Genomic DNA, 11172 nt, shown 5'->3' on the forward strand with positions numbered 1-11172 from the left:
TCACATGTCCAATGGAAAAAAAGGTAAAGATCTTCTCATCGGTGCAGTCGTAGGCGGTTTAGTTGGGGCTGCAGCAGCGCTGCTGTTCGCACCGAAATCAGGTCGTGAGCTACGAAGTGATATTGCAGAAGGAGCTACTGTGGTAAGCGACAAAACCGTGCAACTGGCCACTACAGTTAGTCAAAAAACGCAAGCAGCTGCCAAAACAGTGAGTACGACAACTACGGATCTCGTTGGTAAAGCCAAGGATACAGCAGCAAGTGTTGTCGAGACCGTTCGCTCTTGGAAAGATTCGCAATCTGAGGATGATATTCAAGACGAGATCGCAGCATCGGAAGCCGCAGAAGATTTGGTCATCGTAGGCCGATAGAATGATAAACAAAGAAGCAGAGCGCTCCTTCGAGGAGTACTCTGCTTCTTTGTTTACCATTTGGAAGGATCAATTTTACTAATATCGAGTCCTTCCCAAACATTCTTAATATCAGCGGTCTCAGGATGATCGAAAAGCAACCATGCGGTAGGGAGATAGCGTTCACCGTATTCACTTGAAGGTTTATTAATAATAGCATTATTGTGGACCAGCACGGTTGATGCGCCACCATCCAGGTTCGCCGCGGTAATTGCACCATGCGCTAAGAAAATTTCCTGCACATCATAGAGCGTTGCACCAATACTGTGCGTTTGTCTGCCATCAATGATGGCGAATAGAATCGCTCCGTCCTTCGTTTGAGCCATGCACGTTCGCGGTGCGATGCCCCAGCCATCTGCTTGACTTTTGACTTGGCCAACACCGTTCACGATAAAACGAGGGCTGAAGGAAACGGCTTCTTGAACACCCATTTCGAGCAGCTCAGATACTTTATATTTTCCTGAAATCATTCGGCCTTGCTTATCGATCCCAACGATCTGTACGGTACCGTTCATACCTTTGTCATTGTAGAAGATTTTGCCTCCAGAGATGACAACGCCTTCGGGTTGAAAGCCATTGCCTTCCCAGTTCGGATCAATAAATCCACCGCCATTCACACCGAGGATCGCCCCGGTACGTTTGACCATGGAGGACACTTTTTCCCCTTTACCTGCTTTCTCTGGCACTGCTATGCGAAGCTTGGTAGGGTCTGAAATGGTTACAAGCTTACCTTTGAAATTGGGACCCGAAATATTCTCGATAGTTACTAAATCTTTTTTTACTGGAGCTACGACTTCGGTAGGTGTGTAGGACGGCACAGGTGCGAGTTCGACAAGTCCTAAATCCTTCTCGGTACCCATTTCATCAAAGCTTTTCGTATACGCGGCTACACGTTTCTGCAACTCGGATGTGCCAATTAAATATTTGGCCCAATCCCGATGCTGAGTGGTGATGATGGTATCCGCCATCATGAAACGCAAGCTCGACCCCGAAGCAGTCAGGAAAAACCAACTTAATCCTAAGATTGCTAGAATGGTGATCGTAAGGACTGTATACGACAAAAAGCGTATTCCTTTAGAACGTTTGCGCTTTACGCGGGCTTGCAAGGTAGTCTGGGCGGTTGTTTGTTGAACAGCCATGCTTAGGCATCTATCCTCTCTAACGCTAATCAAGTCCACACTGTCAACTAATAAGACGAAAAGAAAGGAGAATAAGTTTCAGATTTCCCTGAAATTTTCTCCTTTTTTTGTAAAATACTTAATTTTGTCGTTGAAGTGAGGCGAGTAGAGAGTCATTTATCGTACTTTTATCAAATTGATATTCCAGATCGTTCCCTGCATGATAGGCGACACTGCGTAGAATAAGATCATGGTATTTCTTCTGGCGCAGGGCAGCAATCGTTACGCTCAGGCTCACACCTAATGGATCGAAATAAAGTTTACCTGCTTGTGCATCATATTTCTTAACGTGAGACAAATTGACGAATAGATCCGTATCCATTTTCTTAAACCCTTGATCTTCTAGTTGGTCTAAGAAAAGACTGAAATCTAAGAGTGATTGCATGGGTATCGTGCGATTACCGATCCGAGTATGATACGTCATTTCGGTAGATCCAATTTCTATAAAAAGGATGTCTTCTAGGGGCAGAGTTAACGGTGTCGATTGACTATCTTGGTTAACTTTTTCGAGATATCCAGCTTTTTCCATGAGATCTGTATACGAAAACTTATAGGCATCCGACAGTTTTTTTAACGTGACAGGGGATGGTTTAATCTTTTCATTCGTCGAACGGTTACGCTCTAATTCTAAATCTCTAATATAGGCATGGGACAGGCCACTCTTGTTCGCTGCTTCACGTAAGGACATCTTTCCACGTAAGCTCTCCAAAAATTTACCGAATCCTTCAAATTGCTTCATCATAGGAATCCCTCCATATGTTAATTGTAATTGAATTGGCTCAAAATAGAAACGTTTATAGCACTTATTGGTACTAATTACCTGAGTAGAATGTGAACATCTTATATGATTCGTAAGTAAATTGCGAATTTGGTAGGTCGCGAGAATCAATCCCGTGACTTCTTACTTCTATTTTTTTATAATAGGGGAGTAGAAAGGGGACGATTTCATCATGTTAAAAAAATGGCTGAGAGACAACGGCATGCATATCTCATGGCTAGTTGCCTTAATTGCGACGCTAGGAAGCTTATATTTCTCGGAAATTTTGCATTTTGCACCCTGTAAACTTTGCTGGTATCAGCGAATTCTTATGTATCCATTGGTCGTCATTCTAGGCATTGCAGCCGTTCGTAGAGATTACAAAATAACCATCTACGTGTTGCCGTTAACGATTTGGGGAGCTTGCATCTCCATCTATCATGTTTTATTACAAATGGGTGTTTTCAAAGAAACGGGTACAGGTTGCGGTCCCATTGCTTGTGATTCCGATTATTTAAACTGGCTTGGATTTATTACAATTCCGATGCTGGCTGGAACAGCGTTTATCCTACTTACTGTTCTACAATACTTGACTTACCGCGCTACAAAATAACTCCCAAAATCAATCGTTAGGCAGGTAAATTGTCATTCACTGTCGAATAAGATGGATGAAGAATCCATTCCTATCTCGAGGTGTATCTCATGATTAAACATACCCATAAAGCTGCACTGCTGATCATACTGAGTGTTTCGTTGGTCGGTTGTGCAGATATAAGCCTAACTGCCCCTGTCGGCACGGAAGCGGCTGCCAAAGCCAGTCCAGTTATTTCCCCTAGATTTTCGCCAACACCATCTCCTACGCAAACGGTTAAACCATCGCCGACAACGGCACCAACACCAATACCTCAGACAACGACAGTACCAAGTGCATCACCAGCTACACCGACGCCTAGTGCGACACCTAAAGCCACACCTGAACCTGCTAAAACGAAACCTTTACCCGCAGATCGGACTCCGTATTCTTGGTACTATATGAAGAAAAAAACAGGGCAAGTTCCTGATTTTCCGCATGAAACCAAATCCTTTACCAGTGACCAGAAAGCAGTCTGGGTTGGGACCGGGAAAAAAGTCTATTTAACGATTGATGCAGGAGGACCGCTCATTGAGGTTGATCTCATGCTGAAATCACTCAAAGAGAACAATGTGAAAGCGAACTTTTTTATCACAGGAAACAACATCAAGAAGAACCCGGATTATTTGAAAAGAATTGTGGCAGACGGTCATTATGTTGCGAACCATACGATGACACATACTGATTTTAATGATTTGACGGATGATCAGATCCGCAAGGAAATTAAGGATTTTGAAGTCGTGTATAAGCAAATCACTGGTAAAGAGGTCGGGAACTATTTCCGTTTCCMTTACGGGCACTATAATGCTCATAATTTAAGTCTTGTTTCTGAAATGGGCTATACGTCTGTGTTCTGGTCTACAGCCATGCGTGATTGGGAGCCTAGAGCGAATGGAGCTGAGGATCCGTACAACGATATTATGAATAATTTGCATGACGGCAATGTGATTCTGATGCATCAAGGGTCCGTTGAGAACATGCAGGCGCTGGATCGTATTTGTAAAGAAATCAAAAAGAGAGGGTATGAATTCGGACTTGTAACTGAGCTTCAGCCGAAAAAGTAAAGAAGATTAGGTCTAAATCTGTGTAGTACTCTTGGTACCTTTAAGCTTGGCCGCACATATCCTAACCATGTGGTTTATATCAATTCATCAACCGGCAAAGGAAGCGGATATGTGTGCAGCAAGCGATAGCCGTACTGGACTCCGGAGTCGGAGGGTTAACTGTTGTAAAAGAAGTTATGAAACAGCTGCCGCATGAAAAGGTCATCTATTTTGGAGATACAGCCAGGAGCCCCTACGKCCCCCGACCTGCTAGTGAAGTTCGTCACTTTACTCGTCAAATTGTAGACTACTTACTTCAGTTTAATCCCAAAATGATTGTGATTGCCTGTAATACGGCGACTGCTGTCGCGATTGAAGACATACGCGCGCGCGTCTCGATTCCTGTCGTAGGCGTGATTTCACCAGGAGCTAGAGCAGCAATCAAAATGACTCGAAGCGGTAGGATCGGTGTCATTGGCACGGATGGAACGATTCGCAGCCAAGCGTATGAAACCGCGCTGAGGCAGATTTCGCCAGATATTCATGTATATAGTGAGGCATGTCCGTTACTAGCTCCATTTGTTGAGAGAGGACTTTTTAGTAGTGATCGTACGCATTCCATCGTGGAGCAATCCCTGAGTCCCTTGAAAGATAAGCCGATTGATTGCTTAATTCTGGGATGTACCCATTACCCGTTTCTGATGGAATCCATTTCACAAGTTATGGGGCCTGAAGTGACATTAATTTCTTCGGCCGAAGAGACAGCCAGAGACATAAGTACAATCCTTTCTCAGAGAGGCATGCAAACGAAATCCAATGAAATACCGATTCATCAGTTTTTCTGCAGTGGTACGCCAACTGTGTTTCGGCAGATTGCTGAGAATTGGCTCAAGGATTATATTGCCTTCATGCCTGTCGTGTGGCAAGTGCCGAGTATTATTTAAGTGATGCAAATAGACCCTTTCGGGTCTATTTTTATTTCATCTCGTGGAACTGAGATACCGCATGGGTCAAGCAATCTAATCATAAGATTAGCCATACGAAAGAAGTAAAAGGCAGGTGGTTGTGTGTTAGGATATGGCTATCAGACATTGGTACAGGAGCTGAATCGTTTAGGCAAAATATATCCATTTTTGCAAATGGCGTGTATTGGCCAAAGTGCGATGGGGAGGGACATTCATGCGCTGCGTATAGGGCACGGTACGAAGGAAATCCATTTCAATGCAGCTATGCATGCGAATGAATGGATAACAGCCCCCTTGCTGATGCAATTTGTTGAAGATCTGGCATGTGCTTATGCAAGAGGGACGGCATGGCAGGGGCGTAATGTTAGACGTATTTTGTCAGAGTATGCCTTATGGGTCGTGCCTATGGTCAATCCAGACGGGGTTGAGCTGGTACTGCATGGACTGCCCGAAGAACATCCATATCGTGAGACATTGTTGGCATGGAATAAAGGCTCCTTATCGTTTATAAATTGGAAGGCGAATATCCGCGGCGTAGACCTCAATGACCAATTCCCTGCCCATTGGGAAGAAGAGAAGCTGCGAAGAGAACAGGAAGGACCAGGCGAGCGTGATTATGGCGGTGAAGCTCCGCTATCTGAACCGGAAGCCGCGGCATTAGCGGGGTTCACCGAGTGTCATGACTTCGAGCTTGTCGTTTCCTTACATACACAGGGGAGAGAAATTTATTGGAATTACCGTGATTATGAACCAGCTGAAGCTGAAGCACTTGCAGAGAGGTTGGCCTTAGCCAGTAATTACGAGGCTGTGAAGCTTACAGGCAGTGATGCAGGGTATAAAGATTGGTTCATTCAACAGTTTCGGCGACCAGGCTTTACAGTTGAGGTGGGGTTCGGCGTCAATCCTCTGCCAGTTGAAACGTTTGCGTTACTTTATGAGGAAGTCGTTCCTATCTTATTGACGGCCTTGGAATTATAATCTCAAGACAAGTTTCTTCAACTTGCTTGCCTTCGCCACGAACCGACTTTGCCCAGACTTCATATACTGAGGAAAGGAAGCTGTTGGGGAGGCGTGAACATGGCACCACCTAAAGGTAAAGGCAAAGTTGTTAAGAAGAAAAAGGAACTTTCATCTCGTGCTCAATACACGATGAGGATGGTTGAGTCTGCCACTTGTTCGGTGTGCAAAACACCTTGCGCAAGGGGCATGCGCTATCTGGATATGATGTCACAGCCTGGGGCTGTCGGCAGAGGTGTTCCGTGTATTTTGACACGTAGAAAAATCAACTAACCAGGATCCGCCCCTTGGAGGGGTGGATTTTTTGTCTATTTACAACTCACAACAAGTTGAATAAGACAAACTCCCGTCACTCCCGCAACACACGCAACTCCCGCAACTCCCGCAACTCCTCAACTCCGGCAACTCCCATAACTCCGACAACTCCCACAACCCCCACAACCCCTCGCCCCCCTAGTATGCCGCCGATTGACACGAATAGATGGATTTTAAGTAGCTAATTCATTCGAATTTAGGCTGAAATCACGTTTAGATGGATAATGTACAGTTAATTACCTGCGTTTTTGCAGATAGGATCGAATGAGGTGAAATTAACTACCTATTTTCCATCTAAATTGAATTTTCGGGCGAATTTCCAAATAATAGCTGTACAATTTCCAGTTAATTCATTTCCGACGACAAGCGCCGACTTAGGAACCGGAAGTTTGCACTGTAGATCCCCATAGATGCCTCCAGAACAAAAATAAAAAGCTCCACGAGGTAATCTCGTGGAGCTCCATATGTGTATGAATTAATGGTTTGGTGTGAGTAATTTATCTGCTAAAGATTGTTTGAGCTTCTTCATTGCGTCTGTCTCAAGTTTGTTGCTTTGGGCAAATTTCGTTCCAGTTAGTGCAAGCGCTTCCTTAACTGTCATTTCAACACGAATAATTTCTTCGCCATGCGGAATTTGTAACATTTTCATCACTCCTATGTCAGCTTTTAAAAGCGAAAACCTTGATTCTATGCACTTTTAATATAACACATCATGTAAGGTTAAACAAGGGCAAAGCTGGCCTATTTTTCAAATAATTAAGGGGGCTTGTCCGAGTGTATTTATACCGATACGAGCAATCAAAGTGGGAAGACCATCCATGTTCTTTCTTCAAGTCAGCGCAAAAAAGAACCGATCTCAACCATGAAGCACATGGCGATATCGGTTCTTTCCTATTCACTATTTTAACGATAACAACGTAATTCCACGATTTCTGCATGCGCTGATCCATTCGTTGAAGCAACAACAACACGCAGACGGTTCGTTGATACGGCGCTGTCTAACACATGAACATGGTGCCGAGTATGATTGTTGGTCGCCTCAACAACTGTTGTCCACGACTCTCCAACCCATGCTTGCACTTGATAATCCTTAACGAGTTCAGGGATGATTTCGAATTCGGTACGATGGTGATGCAAGTTAATAAGATCCTCGTTGACGTCATCATTGAATGTAATGTGCACGTTCCCAATACTTTGAGCCTCGGTCCAGCTCGCCTCAAGCCATTCCTCGTTGCCAGTTCCTCCAGCGGAAGACCATAGATGCGGGCTGCCGTAAGGCCGCTTATATCCATCAGCTGCTTTCTCAGCTGCGAAGGCGGAAGTAGGTGAGAGGAGTCGGAAACAGAATGGCTTCCGTTTAAAGCTATAGGGACTCCAGTCGATCACAGGTTGATTAGGATGCATTTCCCCGAAGTCAGCGGTACTTGTCGTTACCGTATTGTTCTTAAAGGACAGTACGCCAGATTGCGGGCGATCGGATAGATGTACAGCTAGAGCAGGGTTGCTTTTGAGCACGATGAATGCGTTCTGAGCATGTGCAGGCTCCCAGTTCAGCGCAGCTGTAACCCACTGCTTCATTCCCTCAGCTACAGGCACGACAACCGACGCTATGAGCGTATGAGGGACGTAATTCTGCGGCTTGCCTGTGTCCCACAGTTCGACAGTAAACTCTGTATCAGCAGTCGCATCGACTAATAGCTCTATGCCATTAAGAAAAGGATCTACGGGCACTAGAAGCGCTGCAGGCGTCTCCAAAGGATAAACACCAGCCGACTGCTCCAAAGCCAGCTCTGTCAGCGCGCTGGAGGCCTTCAGCGTCGCGCTGCGAACAAGATCTCCCTCGTCGTTATTCACCACGCCGAGAATCGACGCATCCTGCCGCAGCAGCGTCTGCTGCAGCTCATTCAAGTGCTCGCTGTGCAGCTCGCGCGGCGAGATCCCTTTGGCTGCGCACAGGGCGGCGCCTGTACCCGCAGCTTCGCCAATAACCGCACATGTCGCCATGACACGTGTTGTGCCGAAAGCAACGTGGGACGCGCTGATATTGCGTCCAGCCATGAGCATATTCGACACATTGGTCGAATAGAGGGAACGGAACGGGATATGATAGGAACCATCCATATGCATATGCTTAGAGCCGCTTTCCGTCGAATACATGCCTTGCGGTGGATGCAAATCAATCGACCAGCCGCCGAAGGCAACGCGGTCCTCGAAGAACTCTTGGGCAATCACGTCATTTTGATTCAGGACGTAGTCCCCTACGAAGCGACGATATTCCCGTTTCCCTGGAATTGACCCGATCCATTCCAAAGTTAGATTGTCGCTGTCAAATTTGCCGGAGTTTTTGATATAATCCCAAATCCCATAGATAACGGAKGAGAGTTCATCTCGAATTCGCTCATTATCATGGACGGTGTCATGCTCGCCGCCCCATTCAATCCACCAGTAAGCGCATCCATTATCGCCACTGCGAATGACACGTTTCATAGGAATTGAAGTTTGTGTGATATCTTTGGCAAAACTCGGAGCGATATATTTCACTGGGCGACCAGCATCCTTAGTGTAAAAGAGCAGCGTGCTTCCTAGTGTGATATCATCCGGCACGAGTGGCGCCCATTCCTCGTTTAATTCATGTTGAGCTTCACGGCCAATACGGAATTTAGCACCAGCAAGGAAGCCAACTAGACCATCCCCCGTACAATCGAGGAAAACACGACTTATGAATCGGATTCTTCGCTCCGAGCCCATCATCCAACCTGTGACGGCTTGAATGGTGCGATGATCTTCATCACCTGAAGCATCAACCTCGTGGACATCTGTGTTGAGGAACAACGTAATATTGGGCTCAGCTTTCACTTTCTCAAGCACAATCAAATCCCAGATATAAGGGTTACCATCGATATTTCGATATTGATTCTCTACGAAAAGTTCGCCCATAATGCCGGTTTCCCGGGCGTTGCGATGGACACCATGAGAGGTGGCACCACATACCCACACACGTATTTCACTGCTTGCATTTCCGCCAAGAACAGGCCGATTTTGAACTAAAGAAACAGTTTGACCTAAACGTGCTGCAGCAACTKCGGCGCAAACACCAGCCAAGCCTCCGCCAATGACGGTAATATCAGATGTAACGATTTCATGTTTCATATAGGAGCACCTCACTATGATTAACTAGCTATACCTTGCATTTTAGAATAGATAATACCCTTTTAACATACAGTGAGTTACAATAAGCATATACTTTATTTCATTCAACGGAGCGTGTGACATGACAAATCGGGATCTTGCCTTGAAGCTTMTATCACATGTGTTTTGGCATCAGAAAAACGAATTCATGTTCGAGCGTGATACCTATCCATGTTGGACGATATTTGCCGTGGAGGAGGGGAGCTTTTTCTATGAAATTGGCGAGGAGCAAGGCGAGGCTAGATTTGGAGATTTTGTGCTTTGCCCCCCTCGTACGGTTTTTCGTAGAAAAACGGTAGAGCCGCTGAGCTTTCACTTTATACAGTTTATAGGGGAAGCCCAAATAGAGCATGATCCGAAGTGGCAAGGAAAACTGTCGTTACTAGACCTGCCACGTTTAACATCCAGTTATCGCTATTTGCGAACTTTGCAAGGGTGGGATGAAGAGAGCACACAGCATAAGCTGCACCTTGTGAATGATCTCTTGCGAATGGTACAAATGGAGAGGATGATCCAGGAGAGTCCCGCTGAGACCATCATGGATGAACAAATGGACCAAGCACGGAGTTTTCTTGCCGAACATGCTTACGGCAATCTTTCGATGTTGAATTTGGCTCAAAAACTGGCGCTGACGCCTGTTCAGTTTACCCGTAGGTTTCGGAAAGCCTTTGCCCAAACACCAACGGAATTTATTAATGATTTACGGTTAACAAGAGCGAGGCATCTATTAGAAAGTACGTCATTCACCTTGGACGTGATCGCGTCCCAATGCGGGTATGAGAATGGCTTTTATTTGAGCCGCGTGTTTACGAGTAAAATCGGCATGGCCCCCTCTATTTATCGCAGCATGCATCGCGTATAGCGGGTGTCAGCCAAAAGCAAAAGAGCTAAGCGATTTAACCCGCTTAGCTCTTCTTTCAATTGCCCGTATACGGCAGTTTTCCTTCGGTATATTCGTTCTCAGGCTTGCGGATCCAACGCTGCAAATATCCTTGCGTATGTAAGGCTTTGATCAGAATGATCAGCACTGGCGAGAGAATCACCCCGGCTACCCCAAAGAGGGATAGGGAGATAATCATAAACGCAAGAGTTGTAAATGCCGATACCCCTAAGGATTCACCTGTGATTTTGGGTTCCATAATTTGTCTGACGAGAATCACGACGAGGAGCAGTGAACTTAGCCAGATCGCCAGCGTTGTATTACCAACGATGAACAAGTAAATAATCCACGGGATGAATAAAGTGGAAACACCGAGCAATGGAAGGACATCGAAAATCGCTGACAATAGGGCGATAGAAAATGCATTATTCACATTCAGTACGAGCAAGGCGATAAAAACAACGATGAACGTTAATGTGATGAGCTTGGCTTGTGCTTTTACGTAAGATACGATCCCCTTCACAACATTTTCTTTTAGAAAAAAGAAGGCAGATTTGAATGTGTTCGGTGTTTGCTCACTTGCAATACGTTTCCAAGATTCAATTTCGATGCTTAAGAAGTATGCGAGAATGATGCCGACGATGAAATTGAACATGAACGTGGAGAAGGAGGTCAGGGAAGCGACCAATCCTGATAAAAAGGCAACTAGGAACGTAGACGCTTTGCCAGCAAATTGGCCAGCATAATCTTTGGCTTTGCCAGTCACATCGTCGGGCAGGGCTTGGAAT

12 protein-coding genes are annotated in these 11172 nt (G+C 45.5%); 7 read left to right on the plus strand and 5 right to left on the minus strand.

Annotated elements, in window-relative coordinates; genetic code table 11:
- Positions 1-4: 4 nt before the first annotated feature.
- Entirely contained in the window at positions 5-370 is a 366-nt protein-coding gene (locus AC1DLM_RS08515; RefSeq protein WP_477569723.1) for a YtxH domain-containing protein, read from the plus strand.
- Positions 371-423: 53 nt separating this feature from the next.
- Here the strand turns inward: AC1DLM_RS08515 and AC1DLM_RS08520 are convergent, their stop codons facing one another.
- Together AC1DLM_RS08520 and AC1DLM_RS08525 are read right to left on the minus strand one after the other, a co-directional pair.
- Positions 424-1548: a phosphodiester glycosidase family protein gene (locus AC1DLM_RS08520; RefSeq protein WP_477569724.1), complete on the minus strand. Its 1125-nt coding sequence runs from the start codon at positions 1546-1548 to the stop codon at positions 424-426.
- A 118-nt stretch (positions 1549-1666) separates the two neighbouring features.
- On the minus strand, positions 1667-2329 hold the full coding sequence (locus AC1DLM_RS08525; RefSeq protein WP_441988032.1) for a helix-turn-helix domain-containing protein: 663 nt from the start codon (positions 2327-2329) through the stop codon (positions 1667-1669).
- A 205-nt stretch (positions 2330-2534) separates the two neighbouring features.
- Here AC1DLM_RS08525 and AC1DLM_RS08530 point away from each other — a divergent pair, with 205 nt between their 5' ends.
- From AC1DLM_RS08530 to AC1DLM_RS08550, 5 genes are all read left to right on the plus strand, one after another.
- A complete protein-coding gene (locus tag AC1DLM_RS08530) occupies positions 2535-2957 on the plus strand; it encodes a disulfide oxidoreductase (RefSeq protein ID WP_477569736.1) in 423 nt (140 codons plus the stop codon).
- An 89-nt stretch (positions 2958-3046) separates the two neighbouring features.
- Positions 3047-4039, plus strand: a complete 993-nt coding sequence (locus tag AC1DLM_RS08535; protein WP_477569725.1) for a polysaccharide deacetylase family protein — start codon at positions 3047-3049, stop codon at positions 4037-4039.
- A 113-nt stretch (positions 4040-4152) separates the two neighbouring features.
- A complete protein-coding gene (racE, locus tag AC1DLM_RS08540) occupies positions 4153-4962 on the plus strand; it encodes a glutamate racemase (RefSeq protein ID WP_477569726.1) in 810 nt (269 codons plus the stop codon).
- 123 nt (positions 4963-5085) lie between these two features.
- Complete coding sequence (locus tag AC1DLM_RS08545; RefSeq protein WP_477569727.1) at positions 5086-5961, plus strand: M14 family metallopeptidase; 876 nt, start codon at positions 5086-5088, stop codon at positions 5959-5961.
- A 99-nt stretch (positions 5962-6060) separates the two neighbouring features.
- On the plus strand, positions 6061-6273 hold the full coding sequence (locus AC1DLM_RS08550) for a hypothetical protein (protein ID WP_171633989.1): 213 nt from the start codon (positions 6061-6063) through the stop codon (positions 6271-6273).
- 517 nt (positions 6274-6790) lie between these two features.
- Here the strand turns inward: AC1DLM_RS08550 and AC1DLM_RS08555 are convergent.
- Both AC1DLM_RS08555 and AC1DLM_RS08560 read right to left on the minus strand, forming a co-directional pair.
- Positions 6791-6958, minus strand: coding sequence for a hypothetical protein (locus AC1DLM_RS08555; protein ID WP_162261632.1), 168 nt, complete (start codon positions 6956-6958; stop codon positions 6791-6793).
- Between the two features lie 260 nt (positions 6959-7218).
- On the minus strand, positions 7219-9465 hold the full coding sequence (locus AC1DLM_RS08560; RefSeq protein ID WP_477569728.1) for an FAD-dependent oxidoreductase: 2247 nt from the start codon (positions 9463-9465) through the stop codon (positions 7219-7221).
- Positions 9466-9586: 121 nt separating this feature from the next.
- Between AC1DLM_RS08560 and AC1DLM_RS08565 the strand changes: the two genes are divergently transcribed.
- A complete protein-coding gene (locus AC1DLM_RS08565; RefSeq protein WP_477569729.1) occupies positions 9587-10366 on the plus strand; it encodes a helix-turn-helix domain-containing protein in 780 nt (259 codons plus the stop codon).
- Positions 10367-10421: 55 nt separating this feature from the next.
- Here AC1DLM_RS08565 and AC1DLM_RS08570 read toward each other — a convergent pair.
- Positions 10422-11172, minus strand: a 751-nt coding sequence (locus AC1DLM_RS08570; RefSeq protein WP_477569730.1) for an AI-2E family transporter, incomplete at its 5' end; no start/stop codon positions are given.

Source organism: Paenibacillus sp. 01T442, assembly GCF_056398345.1.

Coding starts and splice junctions, on each gene's coding strand:
- AC1DLM_RS08555 (WP_162261632.1), bottom strand. CDS start 6,958: ATGTTACAAATTCCGCATGGCGAAGAAATTATTCGTGTTGAAATGACA.
- AC1DLM_RS08550 (WP_171633989.1), top strand. CDS start 6,061: ATGGCACCACCTAAAGGTAAAGGCAAAGTTGTTAAGAAGAAAAAGGAA.
- AC1DLM_RS08520 (WP_477569724.1), bottom strand. CDS start 1,548: ATGGCTGTTCAACAAACAACCGCCCAGACTACCTTGCAAGCCCGCGTA.
- AC1DLM_RS08515 (WP_477569723.1), top strand. CDS start 5: ATGTCCAATGGAAAAAAAGGTAAAGATCTTCTCATCGGTGCAGTCGTA.
- AC1DLM_RS08525 (WP_441988032.1), bottom strand. CDS start 2,329: ATGATGAAGCAATTTGAAGGATTCGGTAAATTTTTGGAGAGCTTACGT.